The sequence below is a fragment of the Klebsiella planticola genome (assembly GCF_000783935.2).
In the GTDB taxonomy this organism is placed as follows: Bacteria; Pseudomonadota; Gammaproteobacteria; order Enterobacterales; family Enterobacteriaceae; genus Klebsiella; species Klebsiella planticola.
Map to the genome: position 1 here is coordinate 160,112 of NZ_CP026047.1, position 17,537 is coordinate 177,648.

Annotated in this window: 15 protein-coding genes; 1 reads left to right on the forward strand and 14 read right to left on the reverse strand. The window is 58.9% G+C overall.

Annotation, left to right across the window (positions count from 1 at the left end; genetic code table 11):
* Positions 1 to 5 precede the first annotated feature (5 nt).
* The 4 genes from menH to MC50_RS00705 form a co-directional block, all read right to left on the reverse strand.
* On the reverse strand, positions 6 to 764 hold the full coding sequence (gene menH, locus MC50_RS00690) for a 2-succinyl-6-hydroxy-2,4-cyclohexadiene-1-carboxylate synthase (RefSeq protein WP_004865078.1): 759 nt from the start codon (positions 762 to 764) through the stop codon (positions 6 to 8).
* On the reverse strand, positions 761 to 2,431 hold the full coding sequence (gene menD / locus MC50_RS00695) for a 2-succinyl-5-enolpyruvyl-6-hydroxy-3-cyclohexene-1-carboxylic-acid synthase (RefSeq protein ID WP_047663335.1): 1,671 nt from the start codon (positions 2,429 to 2,431) through the stop codon (positions 761 to 763). The genes menH and menD overlap by 4 nt, the downstream gene beginning before the upstream one ends.
* Before the next feature lie 76 nt (positions 2,432 to 2,507).
* A complete protein-coding gene (menF, locus tag MC50_RS00700; RefSeq protein ID WP_102990873.1) occupies positions 2,508 to 3,803 on the reverse strand; it encodes an isochorismate synthase MenF in 1,296 nt (431 codons plus the stop codon).
* Between the two features lie 161 nt (positions 3,804 to 3,964).
* On the reverse strand, positions 3,965 to 4,426 hold the full coding sequence (locus MC50_RS00705) for a GNAT family N-acetyltransferase (protein ID WP_004865081.1): 462 nt from the start codon (positions 4,424 to 4,426) through the stop codon (positions 3,965 to 3,967).
* Positions 4,427 to 4,480: 54 nt separating this feature from the next.
* Between MC50_RS00705 and rnz the strand changes: the two genes are divergently transcribed.
* On the forward strand, positions 4,481 to 5,401 hold the full coding sequence (gene rnz / locus MC50_RS00710) for a ribonuclease Z (RefSeq protein WP_047663336.1): 921 nt from the start codon (positions 4,481 to 4,483) through the stop codon (positions 5,399 to 5,401).
* Between the two features lie 109 nt (positions 5,402 to 5,510).
* On the opposite strand, the gene nuoN is transcribed toward rnz, so the two are convergent.
* The 10 genes from nuoN to nuoE all read right to left on the reverse strand — a co-directional run bounded on the left by nuoN (position 5,511) and on the right by nuoE (position 17,535).
* A complete protein-coding gene (gene nuoN, locus MC50_RS00715; RefSeq protein ID WP_004865083.1) occupies positions 5,511 to 6,968 on the reverse strand; it encodes an NADH-quinone oxidoreductase subunit NuoN in 1,458 nt (485 codons plus the stop codon).
* A 6-nt stretch (positions 6,969 to 6,974) separates the two neighbouring features.
* Positions 6,975 to 8,504 (reverse strand): NADH-quinone oxidoreductase subunit M, encoded by a 1,530-nt coding sequence (gene nuoM / locus MC50_RS00720; RefSeq protein WP_004865084.1) that lies wholly within the window; start codon positions 8,502 to 8,504, stop codon positions 6,975 to 6,977.
* A 151-nt stretch (positions 8,505 to 8,655) separates the two neighbouring features.
* Positions 8,656 to 10,497, reverse strand: coding sequence for an NADH-quinone oxidoreductase subunit L (gene nuoL, locus MC50_RS00725; RefSeq protein ID WP_004865085.1), 1,842 nt, complete (start codon positions 10,495 to 10,497; stop codon positions 8,656 to 8,658).
* On the reverse strand, positions 10,494 to 10,796 hold the full coding sequence (gene nuoK, locus MC50_RS00730) for an NADH-quinone oxidoreductase subunit NuoK (protein ID WP_004865088.1): 303 nt from the start codon (positions 10,794 to 10,796) through the stop codon (positions 10,494 to 10,496). Before nuoK ends, nuoL begins: the two co-directional genes overlap by 4 nt.
* Positions 10,793 to 11,347: an NADH-quinone oxidoreductase subunit J gene (gene nuoJ, locus MC50_RS00735; protein WP_004865089.1), complete on the reverse strand. Its 555-nt coding sequence runs from the start codon at positions 11,345 to 11,347 to the stop codon at positions 10,793 to 10,795. Before nuoJ ends, nuoK begins: the two co-directional genes overlap by 4 nt.
* A 10-nt stretch (positions 11,348 to 11,357) precedes the next feature.
* Complete coding sequence (gene nuoI / locus MC50_RS00740; protein ID WP_004865092.1) at positions 11,358 to 11,900, reverse strand: NADH-quinone oxidoreductase subunit NuoI; 543 nt, start codon at positions 11,898 to 11,900, stop codon at positions 11,358 to 11,360.
* A 14-nt stretch (positions 11,901 to 11,914) separates the two neighbouring features.
* On the reverse strand, positions 11,915 to 12,892 hold the full coding sequence (nuoH, locus tag MC50_RS00745; RefSeq protein WP_004865093.1) for an NADH-quinone oxidoreductase subunit NuoH: 978 nt from the start codon (positions 12,890 to 12,892) through the stop codon (positions 11,915 to 11,917).
* Positions 12,889 to 15,615, reverse strand: coding sequence for an NADH-quinone oxidoreductase subunit NuoG (gene nuoG, locus MC50_RS00750; RefSeq protein ID WP_047663337.1), 2,727 nt, complete (start codon positions 15,613 to 15,615; stop codon positions 12,889 to 12,891). The genes nuoH and nuoG overlap by 4 nt, the downstream gene beginning before the upstream one ends.
* Before the next feature lie 85 nt (positions 15,616 to 15,700).
* Complete coding sequence (nuoF, locus tag MC50_RS00755) at positions 15,701 to 17,038, reverse strand: NADH-quinone oxidoreductase subunit NuoF (RefSeq protein ID WP_004865097.1); 1,338 nt, start codon at positions 17,036 to 17,038, stop codon at positions 15,701 to 15,703.
* A complete protein-coding gene (gene nuoE, locus MC50_RS00760; RefSeq protein WP_004865099.1) occupies positions 17,035 to 17,535 on the reverse strand; it encodes an NADH-quinone oxidoreductase subunit NuoE in 501 nt (166 codons plus the stop codon). Before nuoE ends, nuoF begins: the two co-directional genes overlap by 4 nt.
* Between the last annotated feature and the right edge of the window lie 2 nt (positions 17,536 to 17,537).

The window sequence follows — 17,537 nt, forward strand, 5'->3', positions numbered from 1 at the left end:
TTTGGTTAACTCGCTAAAAACTGGGCCAGACATGACACCACCGCCGCGGGATTTTCCCGATGCGCGTTATGCCCGGCATGATGAATAATATGTGTCGTTGCGGCGACGTCGCGCGCAAGGGCGCGAAACTTCGCATCGCGCTCGCCGCAAAGATAGTGAAAAGGGTAGCGCCGGGCGCGGAGTTGCGCACGCAGGTCGGGCTGTACGGCGAGGGAAGTCGCCTCCAGCATCGCGGCCAGACTGGCACCGCTGTTGTGGCTGCGCAGCGCAACAAGCGCTTCCCGCTGCTGCGTACTTAAACCGGCGAAAACCGGCTGCTGGTACCAGTCGGCAAAAACCTGAACCAGCGGCTCGCGGCGAAAGCGCTCAGCCCAGGCAGCATCGCTACAAGCGCGCTGCCGGCGTTGATGCGCATCCTGGAGACCGGGATGGCCGCCCTCTACGACCAGTCCGCACAGCCCGCACCGCGGCTGGCTGGCAAAAAACATCGCAATACGCCCGCCCAGCGAATAGCCGATCAGCCAGTAGTCCCGAACATGATAGTGCGCCAGCGTTTTCTCCAGCCGCAGGCTAACCTCGGCAAAACCGCTGACCCTGACATCGCGCGAACCACCGTGGCCCGGCAGATCAATATACAGCTGCGGATAAGCGCTGAACGCGGCGCCCACCGTTTGCCACTCCCGGCTGTCGCCGGAAAAACCGTGTAAAAAGACCAGCCAGGGATAGCCCGACTGCCCCTTTTCGCACCGGGCGTGCAGACTCATAGCCGGCTGACCTGCGCCAGCAGCTGTTGCAGAGTATGAGTGCCTTCCGTCTCATTCACCACCAGCTCAATCAGCGTGGCGCCAGGAAGACGCCAGGCGCCGGCCAGCGCCGCTTCCAGTGCCTCCCAGTTGCCCGGGCGATGATAATGAAGGCCAAACATCGCCGCCGCATGGCCGAAATTGACATCCTGCGGCATCAGATAAAACTGGCGCCGTTGATCCTGCGGCGTCGGCAGCAAAGAGAAGATCTGCCCGCCGTTGTTGTTTACCACGATCAGCACCAGCGGCGCAGAGGCCTGGCGCAGCAACGCCAGCGAGTTCAGATCGTAGAGCGCGGAAAGATCGCCGACGATCGCCAGCGTCGGGCGGGCGCTGGCTCGCTGAACCCCTGCCGCCGTCGCCAGCAGGCCATCAATACCGCTGGCGCCGCGGTTGCTATAAACCGGATATCCTGCCGGAAGCTGCGCCAGGGCATCAATTAACCGAACCACCAGGCTGTTACCGACAAACAGCTGCCCCTGTTCCGGAAGATAGCGGTGAATCCGGTGAGCCAGCTGGGCTTCGCCAAATGCCTCACTGCGGTCGGCCGCCGCCTGCCAGGCCTGCCGCGACAGCTCCGGGATCGTCGTCGCCCACGGCTGGCGGCTTTCCGCCGGATGCAGATCCAGCCACTGTTCCACCGGGCAGACCAGCCGACGACCGCGGTGATGAGCCGGGTCGAGGCGACCGGGGAGATTATCCACGACCCAGTATTCTTCCGGTTCACAGGTGGCCTGCCACTGCAGCACGCGTTTACCGGTGAGGCTGCTGCCCAGTTGTACAACGATTTGCGCCTGCTGCAGTTCGCTCACCGCTTTGCCGTTCGCCAGCCACAGGTCGGCGCACGGCAGCGGCTGCCCGGTCTGGGAAAGGATGTCGCCAATCAGCGGCCAGCCGAGCGTTTTTGCCCACCCGGCGACTTTTTTACCTTCAGCAGCGCTCATGCGACCCGCGACGACAACGCCCCGCTTCTGTCGCCAGAAAAACCAGTCGCGCTGCTTTTCGCTTTCCAGATGCAGGGACTGCCGCAGCCAGGGTTTATCGCTTTGCCACCACGCGCCGAGCTGCTGCTGCCACTCCACGCCGGTGTCATCCATCTCGCCGTACAGCGGCTCGGCGAACGGACAGTTGATATGGATACCGCCGGAATGCAGAGCGCCCAGCGCCTGGTCAATCGTCGATACCAGCCAGCGCGCGGGCACATCCTGCGACGGACGCGGCAACGACAGCGTCTGCGAGGGATGAGAAGCAAACATGCCCGGCTGGCGGATAGCCTGGTTCGCACCACAGTCAATCAGCTCCGGGGGACGATCGGCAGTGAGAAGTATCAGCTTTTCACCGGTCAGCCCCGCCTCAATTAAGGCCGGATAGAGGTTAGCCGTCGCCGTTCCGGACGTGACAATCACCGCCACCGGCTGCCGGCTGGCTTTTGCCAGCCCCAGCGCCAGATGGCCGAGACCGCGCTCATCAAAATGGGTATGAGGAATAAACGCGCGGTTTTCCGCCGCTGCCAGGGTAAGAGGTGTCGAGCGCGAGCCCGGCGCAATGCAAATATGCTGCACGCCGTGGCGAGTTAATGCTTCGAGGATCACCGCCGCCCAGCGTCGGTTAAATGCGCTTACTGACATGAAATTGTCCGGTATCAAATATTGAGGCTAAGTATAGGTAATACAAAGCAATGGAGTATTGATATGCGTCGTTTATCTACGTTTTTGTCAATAACAAGGAACGCAGTCCCGCCGCCTTATTTTCTATCTCCTGCCACTCCTGCTCAGGATCGGAACCGCTGACAATCCCGGCACCGGCATACAGCCTCAGCGTGGCGTTTTCGACTTGCGCCGAACGCAGGGCCACGCAGAATTCGCTTTGCGCCAGCGACAGGTAGCCAGCGGAACCGGCGTACCATTCCCGGGTAAAAGGTTCATGGTGGGTAATAAATGCCAGCGCCGCCCGACGCGGTAATCCTGCGACCGCGGCGGTCGGCTGCAGCTGATGCAGGCAGCGGGTATCGTCAGGCTGAGAGAGTTCAGCCCAGATGCAGCGGCGCAGATGCTGAACTTTACGCAACCGCACCACCTGCGGCGGCAGGACGTCCAGCGAACGGACCTCATCCTGCATACGCTGGCAGATATCCTCCACCACCAGCATATTCTCGCGCTGATTTTTATCATCTTTCATCAGCCAGTCGGCCAACAATTGCGCCTGGCGATCGTCAGGATGGCTGGCAACGGTCCCGGCCAGCGCTTCGGTGCGCAGCAGCGTCCCGCGCCGGCGCCAAAGCCGCTCCGGCGTTGAACCAAAGAATGTCCGCTGTGCGTTAAAGGCCATCATAAAATGAAAACAGCGGTGGTTACTGCGCCGGCTGGCAGCCACGATCGCCAGCGGATCCGGCGGCGCGGCAAACTGGACATCGGTGGCCCGCGCCAGCACCACTTTATCCATCTCCCCTGCGGCAATCGCCTGAGTTGCCTGTTCAATCAACGCATGCCATTGCGGATAGTCCGGGGAATGGTGTTCGCTGAGCACCGGCGGCAGAGCGGCGGGCTGCGCCTGGTCAGGCGTTAGCGTCTGGAGAAATTCCCGGGCCGCGATGGCATCTTCGCGCAGTGAGGTCTCGCTACTCAACAACAGGCGCAGGGTGGCTCTCCCCCCGACCCGACGCCACTCCAGCCGCGGCAGAAAGAGCCTCCCTTCCTGCGGATTAAATGCATTCAGGCCGCAAATACGTAAATCCGCCAGCCCCTGGCGCTGCAGGAAGCCGTGAGCCCCGGCCAAAGACGGGAAGGTTTTGACCGCGCCGAGCGCGGCAAGCTCTTCATCGCCATTGCGCTGCTGCCAGTAAAACTGCGGCCACTGCGCTTGATGACCGCACCACAGAAGCGGGTCAAAAGCGTCATGAAGAGGGAAAGGAATATCGAAAATTCGCGTACCGGACGACGGCGGAAAATCGTCAGACAGGCAGTCACGTAAGCGTTCCAGCGCAGTGGAAACAGACAGCACGCAAACCTCCAGAGAATAAAAACCACAGATTATACGGGGTACTGGGGTGAAATTGCAGTACCCATAATGAGGGAGAGGACTTTCCGCATGCGGCGGCGGCCAGCCAGAGCAGACTGAAGGAAAAAAAGTATAGATTCTTTGCGTAGTTACGCTAACGGCGTTTAACCGGTGACCGCCTCGCGGGCCATACCAATATGCGCAATACCGTCCTCATCGTAAACGTCGGTCACCGGTTGAAAACCGAAGCTGGCGTAAAAACGTTGCAGATGCGCCTGGGCGCCGAGATAGATAGCCTTGTGCGGCCAGTGACGACGACAGCTGGCCAGCGCCTGCTCCATCAGCTGATAACCCAGCTTTTCACCGCGCACCGCCGGGCTGACAATGACGCGTCCAATCACCACCGGCTCAATATCATCGTCGCTTTTCAAAATGCGCGCATAGGCCACCAGTTCATCCCCTCGCCAGCCGAGCAGATGGCGGTTTTCACCGATCAGGTCATCACCGTCAACATCCTGATAGGGGCAGGTTTGTTCGACGACAAATACCGCGCAGCGCAGCTGTAGCAAAGCGTACAGCTGCGGGACGGTCAGCTCTGCGTGGTGAAGATCCTGCCATGTAATCATTGACTGCTCCTGTATACTTGAGTTTTTTCACCCACGCCCTGAGGACACTGGACGATGGAATTGACATTTTTGGGGACATCCGCAGGCGTGCCGACCCGTACACGTAATATGACGTCTATCGTGCTGAATTTGCAACAGCCGACGGCAGCGGAGATGTGGTTGTTCGACTGCGGAGAAGGTACCCAGCATCAGTTTTTACATACCCCGTACCACCCAGGAAAACTGAATAAGATTTTTATTACCCACCTCCACGGCGATCATCTGTTCGGCCTCCCCGGCCTGCTGTGCAGCCGCTCCATGCAGGGCAACTCGCTGCCGCTGACGCTGTACGGCCCGACGGGGCTCAGGGAGTTTGTGGAAACCGCGCTGCGCTTAAGCGGTTCATGGACCGATTATCCGCTCACCATTGTCGAAGTGGGCCCCGGTCTGGTCTTTGATGAAGGAGGCTATCGGGTCAGCGCGTATCCGCTGAATCATCCGGTGGAATGCTACGGCTATCGTATCGAAGAGCACGCCCGCCCTGGCGCCCTTGATGCCGCGCGTCTGATTGCCGACGGCGTCCGCCCGGGCCCGCTGTTTCAGCGCCTGAAACAGGGAGAGACGGTGGAGCTGGAAGATGGCCGGACGATCGATGGGAAGCGCTATCTTGACCCGGCGACGCCCGGCAAAACGCTGGCAATTTTTGGCGATACGGCCCCCTGCGAGGCGGCGCTTGAGCTGGCGCGCGGCGTTGACCTGATGGTTCATGAAACGACGCTGGAGCAGGCCATGGCGGAAAAAGCCAATAGCCGCGGTCATTCGTCGAGCCAGCAGGCAGCGGCGCTGGCCCGCGATGCCGGCGTCAGTATGTTTATCGCTACCCATTTTAGTTCGCGCTATGACGCGGAAGGCTGTCTGCGCCTGCTGGCGGAGTGTCGGGACGTGTTTCCCCGGACGCTGCTGGCCGAAGACTTTATGGTGTACAGCCTGAGTTAGCCGGGCTGGAAGGGATAAAACAGCGGAACGAGGCAAAAAAAATGCCAGCCCGTCTCACAACGGGCTGGCAGGGTTACAGGGCCAGCGGTATCCACCCCGGCCCCGGCGATTACATCAGCGGTGTTGCCAGCTGCACAATGCTAATCAGCGGCTGCGGCCACACGCCAAGCACGAGGACCAGCAGCGCGGAGATCAGCACCACGATACCGCCCGCGCTGTACTGCCAGTTCGACGGCGCATCGCGATTCAGTTTATCCGGCGCGCTCAGGTACAGACTCACCGCCACGCGCAGGTAGTAGTACAGACCAATCGCCGAACCGATCACCACGGCGGCAACCAGCCACCACAGGTGTGCATGCACACCGACGGCCAGCACGTAGAATTTACCGATAAAGCCCAGCGTCATCGGGATACCTGCCAGCGACAGCATCATCACCGTCATGACCGCCGACAGAATCGGACGGTGCCAGAACAGGCCGCGATAGGAGTACAGCGAGTCGGCATCCGGACCACGGTATGGGCTGGACATCAGGCTCACCACGCCGAACGCGCCGAGGCTGCTGAACAGATAGCCGGCCAGATAGACACCCACGGCTTCCATCGACATTTCACCGCTCTGCAGGGCAATCAGCGCCACCAGCAGATAGCCAAGATGCGAGATGGAGGAGTAGCCGAGCAGACGTTTGATATTGGTCTGGCTCAGCGCCATCAGGTTACCGAAGATGATGGAGGCAAAGGCAATCAGGCCCAGCACCACGCGTACCGCTTCGCTGTTTCCCACCGGCATGTACAGGAACAGACGCATCACCACGCCGAAGATAGCAATCTTGCTGGCGGTTGCCAGGAAGGTAGATACCGGTGCCGGCGCGCCCTGGTAAACGTCTGGCGTCCACAGGTGAAACGGCACCAGCGACAGCTTAAAGCCGAGGCCGACGATCATCAGGCCCAGACCCGCCAGCAGCAGCGGTTCGTGCAGAGCGTTGTCTGCCAGGCTTTTACCCAGCGCCAGGAAGGACAGGTTGCCCGAATTGGCATACACCAGCGCCATACCGAACAGCAGGAATGAAGAGGCTGCGGCGGACAGAATGGTGTATTTGATACTCGCTTCCAGCGAACGCTTCTGGCGGAAGGCATAACCGATAAGGCCGAACAGCGGCAGCGAAATCAATTCAATACCGAGGAACAGCGCGGCCAGATGGTTGGCGCCCGCCAGCAGAATGCCACCCAGCGCGGCGATAAGCACCAGCAGGTAGAACTCTTCTTTGTTGTCCTTGTATCCCTCAAGCCACGGGTACGCGAAGGTACAGGTGGCCAGGCTTGCCAGCAGCACCAGCCCGGTATAGAGCATGGCGTAGCCGTCAACGCGAATCAGCGGCGTGACGTCCATCGCACCGTTCTGACCCACGAACCAGAGTGAGATCAGCGCAGCGTTCAGACCAAGAACCGACAGCGTGGCATTAAGGAAATGATTGCGTCGCCACGCAATGGAGAGCATCACAACCACCACCGTCAAGCCGACGATCAGCAGCGGTAGCAGTGCGATCAGTTGTTGTGGAGTTATTGTCATGGCGAATTACGGCCTTGTAGTAGAAACGGAATTAACAAACCACTGCTGAATGTTGCTCATCGCAGCATGTGAGGTGTCCAGAATCGGCTGCGGGAAGAAGCCCAGCAGCACCAGCAGAACCACCAACAGCAGAACAATCGACAGTTCACGCAGCGACATTCCCCGCATCTCCTGCGCCGCGATGTCGCTCTTCGCTTTACCGAAGTACGCGCGATGCAGCATTGAGAGCGAGTAGACGGAAGCGAAGACCAGTCCAAAGGTGGAGATCACGGTAATCACCGGCACCACTTTGTAGCTGCCGAACAGAATCATGAATTCGCCGACGAAGTTACCGGTACCCGGCATCCCCAGCGTTGCCACGGCGAAGAACATCGACAGCGCCGGCAGCCATTTAATTTTGCTCCACAGACCGCCCATCTGACGCATATCGCGGGTATGCAGGCGTTCATACAGCTGGCCGCAGAGAATGAACAGACCAGCCGCGGACAGACCGTGGGCAATCATCTGAATGACCGCCCCCTGGTACGCCAGCTGGCTGCCGGTGTAGATAGCAATCAGCACGAAGCCCATGTGGGAAACGGAGGTGTAAGCAATCAGGCGTTTGATGTCGTACTGGCAGAAGGCCATCCACGCGCCGTAGAAGATACCGATAACGCCCAGCCACATGGCGATGGGAGCAAACTCGGCGGAAGCATTCGGGAACAGCGGCAGAGCAAAACGCAGCAGACCGTAGGCCGCCGTTTTCAGCAAAATACCGGCGAGGTCAACGGAACCGGCGGTCGGTGCCTGAGAGTGGGCATCCGGCAGCCAGCCGTGCAGCGGAACCACCGGCATTTTCACCGCGAAGGCGATGAAGAAGCCGAGCATCAGCATGTATTCGACGCCATGGGACATCGGGGTTTTCAGCAGATCTTCATAGTTGAAGGTCCAGACGCCGGTCGCGTTAAAGTGCACGAAGGCCAGCGCCAGGATGGCAATCAACATCACCAGGCCGCTCGCCTGGGTATAGATGAAGAACTTGGTTGCCGCCGTGATACGCGTTTTACCGTCGGAAGCCTTATGGCCCCACAGCGCGATCAGGAAGTACATCGGCACCAGCATCATTTCCCAGAAGAAGAAGAACAGGAACAGGTCGATGGCAAGGAACACGCCGATAACGCCGCCCAGGATCCACATCAGGTTGAGGTGGAAGAAGCCCTGGTATTTTTCGATTTCGCGCCACGAACAGAGCACGGCCAGCACGCCGAGCAGACCGGTCAGCACCACCATCAGCAGCGACAGACCGTCGATAGCCAGATGAATGCTAATACCGAAGCGAGGGATCCACGGCATCACGAATTCTGACTGCCACTGCGGAATACCCGCGGATTGCGTCAGCGAATAACCGCCCTGTAGCCACAGCTGCAGGGAGAGCACCAGCGTCAGTCCCATGGTAATCAGCGCAATCCAGCGCGGCATCTTCACGCCAAAGCGTTCAGTCTGCCAGCACAGAAACCCGCCGATAAAGGGGATTAGTATTAACCAGGGTAATAGCATAGCTAAGTATGTCCCTTATATTCTCACTCCCGAACAGGCTATCGCACTCGCCGATGACGCCTGGACTTCAGAAGCAGTTACCTAAAATTCATTCTTGGTTCACAAACCCGGCAGCGGACCGCCGCCGGGGATATTCACTCAACCCACAAACTCAGCGCAGTACCATCAGCAACGCCAGTACGACAACCGCCCCGACGCTCATTGACGCCACATACCAGCGTAGATAACCATTCTCGCTAAGCAGCAGGCCTTTACCTGCAAAGCGGGAGAGGATGGCCGGAATGTTCATCATGGCATTCAGCGGATCGCTCTTCAGCAGCCACGCGATGCCGAGGAATGGTTTCACGAACACTTTGTCGTACAACCAGTCGAAGCCCCATGCGTTGTACCACCAGGTACCCAGCAGACGGCCCGGCGCGCTGTTGGCGATGGAGGTCACCAGCGTACGTTTACCCAGCCACAGCCAGGCGGCAATCAGGATGCCGGCAATCGCGATGATCCCCGAGGCGATTTCCAGCGTCATCACGCGACCGTGCTCAAGTTCGGTGGTCTGCGGCAGTACGCCCTGCAGCGGCGGAACGATCAGTGCGCCAACGAAGGTCGACAGAATCAGCAGCACAATCAGCGGCAGATGGTGGGTAATCCCCTTCCCGGCGTGCGCGTGGATCTGTTCTTTACCGTGGAAGACGATGAAGATCATCCGGAAGGTATACAGCGAGGTCATAAACGCCCCGACCAGGCCGGCTACCATCAGGTTGATATGACCGTTAGCCATCGCGCCAGCGAGGATTTCGTCCTTACTGAAGAAGCCTGCGGTAATCAGCGGCAGTGCGGACAGCGCCGCGCCCCCCACCAGGAAGCAGACGTACACCAGCGGAATCGACTTACGCAGGCCGCCCATTTTGAAGATGTTCTGCTCGTGGTGGCAGGCCAGAATGACCGAGCCGGACGAGAGGAACAGCAGCGCTTTAAAGAACGCGTGGGTCATCAGGTGGAAAATCGCCGCATCCCATGCCTGTACGCCCAGCGCCAGGAACATGTAGCCAATCTGGCTCATAGTGGAGTAAGCGAGTACGCGTTTGATGTCGGTCTGAACCAGCGCGGCAAAGCCTGCGAGCACCAGCGTCACCGCCCCGACGATACCGACCAGATGGAGAATTTCCGGGGTCATCAGGAACAGGCCATGGGTACGGGCAATCAGGTAGACGCCCGCGGTCACCATGGTGGCGGCGTGGATCAACGCGGAGACCGGCGTCGGACCGGCCATCGCGTCCGCAAGCCAGGTCTGCAGCGGCAGCTGCGCCGATTTACCGACCGCACCGCCCAACAGCATCAAGGTGGCCCACCACAGCATATTGTTGCCGGCTTCAAAGTGCGCAGGCGCCAGTTCGACCATTTCGCGGAAGTTCAGGGTGCCCAGCTCGTTGTAGAGAATGAACAGCGCAAACGCGAGGAACACGTCACCGACACGGGTCACCACGAAGGCTTTCATTGCGGCGGCGCCATTCTTCGGATCGGTATAGTAGAAACCGATCAGCAGATAGGAGCACAGGCCCACGCCTTCCCAGCCGAGATACATCAGCAGCAGGTTATCGGCCAGCACCAGCACCACCATGCTCGCGATAAACAGGTTGGTGTAGGCGAAGAAGCGGGAGTAGCCCTCTTCACCGCGCATATACCAGGAGGCGAACATGTGGATCAGGAAGCCAACGCCGGTGACCACGGAGAGCATGGTCAGCGAAAGACCATCCAGCACCAGGTTAAAACCGATGTTGAAATCACCCACCGACATCCAGGTCCACAGCGGTACGCTGACCGCCTGTTTGCCGTTCGCAAAGAAGTCGACGCCGACAAACGCGGTCACCAGCGCCGCCAGGCCGACTGACCCCATTCCCACGGTGGCGGAGAGGTTTTCCGACCAGCGGCCACGGGAGAATGACAGCAGAACAAAGCCAATCAATGGCAGAAGAATGGTTAAGGCAAGCATGTTCATCCACGCAACTCACTTACTGAATCGATGTTCAGGTTCTGGCGGCGACGATGGAGCTGCAGCAACAGCGCCAGGCCGATACTCGCTTCCGCAGCCGCGAGGCTGATGGCGAGGATATACATTATCTGACCGTCGGTCTGACCCCAGTAGCTGCCTGCCACCACGAAAGCCAGCGCCGCGGCGTTGATCATGATTTCCAGGCTAATCAGCATAAACAGCAGATTGCGGCGGATAACCAGACCCGTCAGGCCGAGCACAAACAGGATCGCGGCGAGGATCAGCCCATGTGTTAAGGGAATCATGCGTGTTCCTCCGTTTTTCTTTTGTCGCTATCGCCCTGACGGTTGCTCAGCACTTCACCGGCGCGCTCTTCGCGGCCAATGTGGAAGGCAACAACCAGACCGGCCAGCAGCAGCATGGAGGCCAGCTCCACCGCCAGTACGTACGGCCCAAACAGCGTAATACCGACTTCTTTCGCGCTTATCGCCGCGCCATCAATCCCCTGATCGTTAAGACCGAGGATGGCATACACGATAACCACCAGCAGCACCGCAGACAGGATAGCCGGGCCAATCCAGATCCCCGGCTGCAGCCATTTGCGTTCCTGTTCGATTTCGCTACCGCCCAGGTTGAGCATCATCACCACGAAGACGAACAGCACCATGATGGCCCCGGCGTAAACGATGATTTCCAGCGCCCCGGCGAAGTACGCGCCCAGAGAAAAGAACACGCCGGCAATCGCCAACAGCGAAATAATCAGGTACAGCAGCGCATGCACCGGATTGGTGTGGGTGATCACCCGCAGGGTTGCGAGGATGGCGATGAGGCCACAGATATAAAAAGCGAATTCCATTGCCCTCTCCTTACGGTAACAGGCTCTTGACGTCGATAGGCTTAGCTTCGTTCTCTGCTTCGCCTTTATCTTTGCCGTCGATTGCCATACCCGCCATCCGGTAGAAGTTATATTCCGGGTATTTGCCCGGACCGGAAATCAGCAGATCCTCTTTTTCGTACACCAGATCCTGACGCTTGTATTCACCCAGTTCGAAGTCCGGGGTCAACTGAATCGCCGTGGTCGGGCACGCTTCTTCACACAGACCGCAGAAAATGCAGCGTGAGAAGTTGATACGGAAAAACTCCGGGTACCAGCGGCCATCTTTGGTCTCTGCTTTTTGCAAAGAGATACAGCCTACCGGACACGCTACCGCACACAGGTTACAGGCTACGCAGCGCTCTTCACCGTCCGGGTCGCGCGTCAGCACGATACGGCCACGGTAGCGCGGCGGCAGATATACCGGTTCTTCCGGGTACATCTGGGTCTCACGTTTGGCGAAGGCATGCATCCCGATCATCCAGATACTGCGGACCTGGGTGCCAAACCCCACCAATAATTCTTTTAAGGTCATGGTCAATTCACCCCTTATTGCGCCTGCCAGAGAATGACAGCCGCCGTTACCAACAAGTTGATCAGCGTTAACGGCAGGCATACCTTCCAGCCAAAGGACATTACCTGGTCATAGCGCGGACGCGGTAATGATGCGCGGATCAAAATGAACATCATCATGAAGAACGCGGTTTTCAGCGCGAACCAGATGAACGGAGGTAACCATGGGCCATTCCAGCCGCCGAAGAACAGCGTCACTATCAGCGCTGATACGGTGACAATCCCGATGTACTCACCGACGAAGAACAGACCGAACTTCATGCCGGAATATTCGATGTGGTAACCATCGGCCAGTTCCTGCTCGGCTTCCGGCTGGTCAAACGGGTGACGGTGACAGACCGCTACGCCGGCGATAGCAAAGGTGACAAAGCCGAAGAACTGCGGAATCACGTTCCACAGATGCGCCTGGTTGTTGACGATATCGCTCATGTTGAACGACCCCGCCTGTGCCACCACGCCCATCAGCGACAGACCGAGGAACACTTCGTAGCTCAGGGTCTGCGCGGATGCACGCATCGCCCCCAGCAGCGAGTATTTGTTGTTACTCGACCAGCCGGCGAACAGCACGGCGTAAACCGCCAGACCGGCCATCATCAGGAAGAACAGGATGCCGATGTTCAGGTCAGCGACCACCCACGTCGGGCTGACCGGCACGATAGCAAAGGCCAGCAGCAGCGACGTAAAGGCGATAACCGGCGCCAGAGTAAAGATTACGCGGTCCGTAAAGCGCGGAACCCAGTCCTCTTTAAAGAACATCTTGATCATGTCGGCGACGAGCTGCAGCGAGCCGCCCCAGCCGACACGGTTAGGTCCGTAGCGGTTCTGGAACAGACCCAGCAGACGACGTTCGCCAAAGCTCATGAACGCGCCGCAGGTCACCACCACCAGCAGAATCACCACTGCCTTGAGGATGCTTAACAGAATGTCGATGAGATCCGGTGTTAACCAACTCATGCTTTCGCCTCCTGCAGAGTGTCAATACGTGCTCCGGTCAGTACCGGCGCAATACCCGGCATGCCCATCGGTAAACCCACCTGCCCTGCCGTCAGTCCCGCAGAAATCACCAGCGGGAGACTAAGCGTCTGGCCTTCAACGCGGAACGAAATCATCGCGCCCTCATTGACGCCAAGCTTCGCGGCATCGGCCGGGTTCAGCTTGATGTACGGCTGCGGCATGCGGCTCTGGAAGACCGGAGAACGCTGCGACAGTTCATCACTGCCGAACAGATGGTAGTACGGCGCGATACGCCATTGACCTTCTTCAGCCTGGAAGCCTGCCGGCACCGCGGTAAAGTACTCCAGACCGCTGGCGGAAGCTTCGATCAGACGCACGCCCGGATCGCCATGGCGCAGTTTACCGCCCACTTCGTCCTGGAATTTGTTCCACGCCTGCGGGGAGTTCCAGCCCGGCGCCCAGGCAAACGGAATTTGCGAACGCGGTGCAGACGGCTGGTTGTTCCCTTCCATCGAGAAGGCAAACATGGTGTCTTTATCCTGCGGCTGACGCGGTTCATGCACGCTGATATTGGCGCGCATCGCCGTACGACCGCTATAACGATGCGGTTCACGAGCCAGTTTCTGCCCGCGAATGCGGAAGGTCGCGTCCGGCGCGGCATCTTTAATCCCCGCCAACTGCGGCAGCTTAGCAATGGCGGCATCAATCACATGATCCAGCTGCGTCCAGTCAACCTGACGGTTGTCGACGGTGCTGTGTAGTGAGTGCAGCCAGCGCCAGCTTTCCAGCATCACGGTATTCGCATCGTAGTAGGACGGGTCGTAGACCTGGAAGAAACGCTGTGCGCGCCCTTCGTTATTGACCACGGTTCCGTCGCTTTCGGCGAAGCTCGCCGCAGAAAGCACCAGGTGCGCTTTGTCCATAATTGCGGTGCGCTGATGGTCAACGACCATCACCAGCGGCGCTTTGGCCAGCGCGGCGTCAACGCGCGCGGCAGAAGCGTGACGATGCAGATCGTTTTCCAGCACCACCACCGCATCGGCAGCGCCGGTTTCCAGCTCGCTCAGCGCCTCTTCCAGAGAACCGCCGCCAATCATGCCAAGGCCAACGCTGTTCACTGCCCGGGCCACCATGGTGACGCCGACGTCAATACCGCGGCCTTTCAGCGCTTTGGCTACGTTGGCCGCCGCCTGAATGATTTCAATGCTGCCGGCGTTAGTCCCGGAGACAATCAGCGGTTTCTTCGCTCCGGCCAGCGCCTGAACGATCACGTCAATTTTGCCTTTCAGATCGCTGCTCAAACCGTCCACCGCCGGTGCGGTTTCATCCAGCGCATGGGCAATCGCAAAGCCCAGACGCGCTTGATCTTCAACCGGTGCGCAATAGGTCCACGCGGCGACATCGTCAAGACGGGTGTCGTCAATGTTGGTAACGAACAGCGGATGCTTCGCGCGTTGACCGATGTTGAGGATTGCGGCTATCTGCCAGTCGGCGACTTTCTGCGCCGCCGCCATTTCACGCGCTTTCCCTTTCACCGCCTGGCGCACGGCCAGGGCAACGCGGGCGCCGGTCTGGGTAATATCTTCCCCGAGTACCAGAACCGCATCGTAGGATTCAATGTCGCGCAGCGTCGGGGTATGAATACCGCCGTCACGCAGCACGGTCAGCATCATCTGCAGACGTTCCTGCTCAGCCTTCGCAATGCCGGTATAGAAGTTCTCTGCCCCGACCAGCTCGCGCAACGCAAAGTTGCTTTCAATGCTGGCGCGCGGCGAGCCGATACCAATCACCTTTTTCGACTGACGCAGAATATCCGCCGCACCCTGCATTGCCTGCTCGGCGTTAAGGGTAATCAGATCGTCGCCACGGCGCTGAACCGGCTGACGCGGACGGTCTTTCAGGTTCACATAGCCATAGCCAAAACGGCCGCGGTCGCAGAGGAAGTAGCGGTTAACGGTACCGTTGTAACGGTTTTCGATACGGCGCAGTTCGCCATAGCGCTCGCCCGGGCTGATGTTACAGCCGATGGAACACTGCTGGCAGATGCTCGGCGCAAACTGCATATCCCATTTACGGTTATAGCGCTCGGAGTGCGTCTTATCGGTGAATACGCCGGTCGGGCAGACCTCAACCAGGTTGCCGGAAAATTCGCTTTCCAGCACGCCATCTTCCGGACGACCGAAGTAGACGTTGTCATGCGCACCGTAAACGCCCAGGTCGGTACCGTCAGCGTAATCTTTGTAGTAACGCACGCAGCGATAGCAGGCGATGCAGCGGTTCATTTCATGAGAGATGAACGGCCCCAGGTCCTGGTTGCGGTGGGTACGCTTGGTGAAACGGTAGCGGCGGAAGCTGTGACCGGTCATGACGGTCATATCCTGCAGGTGGCAGTTACCCCCTTCTTCACAGACCGGGCAGTCGTGCGGGTGGTTGGTCATCAGCCACTCAACCACGCTCTCGCGGAACTGCTTCGCTTCACCGTCGTCGATAGAGATAAAGGTGCCGTCGGATGCCGGTGTCATACAGGACATCACCAGGCGACCACGCGTGTCTTCCGCGTTTTGATATTGCTTCACCGCACACTGGCGGCAAGCACCGACGCTGCCAAGCGCCGGGTGCCAGCAAAAGTATGGAATATCAAGACCAAGAGAGAGACAAGCCTCTAACAGGTTGTCCGCTCCGTTGACCTCGTATTCTTTGCCGTCTACATGAATCGTAGCCATTAGCATGCTTCCAAATTAAAAAATCGTTACCACTTCCTCTTCCCGGTTGCCGCCTTCGCGTCGCCTGGAAGAGCCTGTGGAGACATTACCAGCGCGTCTTAAGCAGGTTCGGCTGAATCCCGTTGATAGCATGGGTATTACTGAACTGCTGCTTAATGCCTGCTTCGAATTCGTCGCGGAAATATTTAATGGCGCTCTGCAGCGGTTCTACCGCACCTGGCGCATGCGCACAGAAGGTTTTACCCGGGCCAAGGAACCGACACAGTTGCTCAAGTGTCTCGATATCTCCCGGCTGACCTTCACCGCGTTCCAGAGCGCGCAGAATTTTCACGCTCCACGGCAGACCGTCACGGCACGGCGTACACCAGCCGCAGGATTCGCGGGCAAAGAACTCCTCCAGATTACGCACCAGCGACACCATGCCAATCTCATGGTCAACGGCCATCGCCAGCGCGGTACCCAGACGGCTCCCCGCTTTGCCAATACTTTCGAATTCCATCGGCAGATCAAGATGCGCTTCGGTCAGGAAGTCAGTCCCCGCGCCGCCCGGCTGCCAGGCCTTGAACTTCAGGCCGTCGCGCATGCCGCCGGCATAATCCTCGAGGATTTCGCGCGCGGTGGTACCGAACGGCAGTTCCCAGACGCCCGGGTTTTTCACCCGGCCAGAGAAGCCCATCAGCTTGGTACCAGCATCTTTGCTGGTTGAAATGTTCTGATACCACTCGACGCCGTTGGCCAGAATCGCCGGGACGTTACACAGGGTTTCAACGTTGTTCACGCAGGTCGGTTTACCCCACACGCCGGAGCTCGCCGGGAACGGCGGCTTGGAACGCGGGTTGGCGCGACGGCCTTCAAGGGAGTTAATCAGCGCGGTTTCTTCACCGCAGATGTAACGCCCTGCTCCGGTGTGCACGAACAGTTCGAAATCGAAACCGGTGCCGAGAATGTTTTTGCCCAGCAGACCGGCTTCGGTCGCCTCGGCAATGGCGCGGCGTAAATGCACCGCCGCTTCAATATATTCGCCGCGCAGGAAGATGTAGCCGCGGTACGCTTTCAGCGCAAACGCGGAGATCAGCATGCCTTCCACCAGCAGGTGCGGCAGCTGCTCCATCAACAGACGGTCTTTATAGGTGCCCGGCTCCATCTCATCGGCGTTACACAGCAGGTAACGGATGTTCATGGATTCGTCTTTCGGCATCAGGCTCCACTTCAGACCGGTGGAAAAGCCCGCGCCGCCGCGCCCTTTCAGACCGGCGTCTTTCACCTGATTGACGATCTCATCCGGCGCCAGGCCCAGCAGCGCCTTACGCGCACCGGCATAGCCGTTTTTGCTCTGATACTCTTCCAGCCATACCGGCTGTTTATCATCGCGCAGTCGCCAGGTCAGCGGATGCGTTTCGGGAGTGCGGATCACTGTCTTCATTTATACTGCTCCAACAGGTCAGGAATCGCCTCCGGCGTCAGATAACTATGAGTATCCTCATCAATCATCATCGTCGGTCCCTTGTCGCAGTTGCCCAGGCAGCAGGTCGGCAGCAGAGTAAAGCGGCCATCAAAGGTGGTTTGACCCGGTTTGATGTCGAGCTTTTTCTCGATAGCTGACTGAATGCCCTGGAAGCCAGTGATGTGGCAAACCACGCTATCGCAATAGCGGATCACGTGACGGCCAACCGGCTGGCGGAAGATCTGGCTGTAGAAAGTGGCTACCCCTTCCACGTCACTTGCCGGGATCCCCAGTACGTCGGCGATCGCATAGATCGCGCCATCCGGCACCCAGCCGCGCTGTTTCTGAACGATCTTCAGCGCTTCGATGGACGCCGCACGCGGGTCTTCGTAGTGGTGCTTCTCGTGCTCAATGGCCTCACGCTCTGCCGCACTCAGCTCAAAAGCCTCGGTTTGTGGTTGTTGATTCTCGTGCATAA

Bases quoted from the DNA above. Each gene is read 5' to 3' on its own strand.
- menH (WP_004865078.1), bottom strand. From the start codon at position 764: ATGAGTCTGCACGCCCGGTGCGAAAAGGGGCAGTCGGGCTATCCCTGG.
- menD (WP_047663335.1), bottom strand. From the start codon at position 2,431: ATGTCAGTAAGCGCATTTAACCGACGCTGGGCGGCGGTGATCCTCGAA.
- MC50_RS00705 (WP_004865081.1), bottom strand. From the start codon at position 4,426: ATGATTACATGGCAGGATCTTCACCACGCAGAGCTGACCGTCCCGCAG.
- rnz (WP_047663336.1), top strand. From the start codon at position 4,481: ATGGAATTGACATTTTTGGGGACATCCGCAGGCGTGCCGACCCGTACA.
- nuoN (WP_004865083.1), bottom strand. From the start codon at position 6,968: ATGACAATAACTCCACAACAACTGATCGCACTGCTACCGCTGCTGATC.
- nuoM (WP_004865084.1), bottom strand. From the start codon at position 8,504: ATGCTATTACCCTGGTTAATACTAATCCCCTTTATCGGCGGGTTTCTG.
- nuoL (WP_004865085.1), bottom strand. From the start codon at position 10,497: ATGAACATGCTTGCCTTAACCATTCTTCTGCCATTGATTGGCTTTGTT.
- nuoK (WP_004865088.1), bottom strand. From the start codon at position 10,796: ATGATTCCCTTAACACATGGGCTGATCCTCGCCGCGATCCTGTTTGTG.
- nuoJ (WP_004865089.1), bottom strand. From the start codon at position 11,347: ATGGAATTCGCTTTTTATATCTGTGGCCTCATCGCCATCCTCGCAACC.
- nuoI (WP_004865092.1), bottom strand. From the start codon at position 11,900: ATGACCTTAAAAGAATTATTGGTGGGGTTTGGCACCCAGGTCCGCAGT.
- nuoH (WP_004865093.1), bottom strand. From the start codon at position 12,892: ATGAGTTGGTTAACACCGGATCTCATCGACATTCTGTTAAGCATCCTC.
- nuoG (WP_047663337.1), bottom strand. From the start codon at position 15,615: ATGGCTACGATTCATGTAGACGGCAAAGAATACGAGGTCAACGGAGCG.
- nuoF (WP_004865097.1), bottom strand. From the start codon at position 17,038: ATGAAGACAGTGATCCGCACTCCCGAAACGCATCCGCTGACCTGGCGA.
- nuoE (WP_004865099.1), bottom strand. From the start codon at position 17,535: ATGCACGAGAATCAACAACCACAAACCGAGGCTTTTGAGCTGAGTGCG.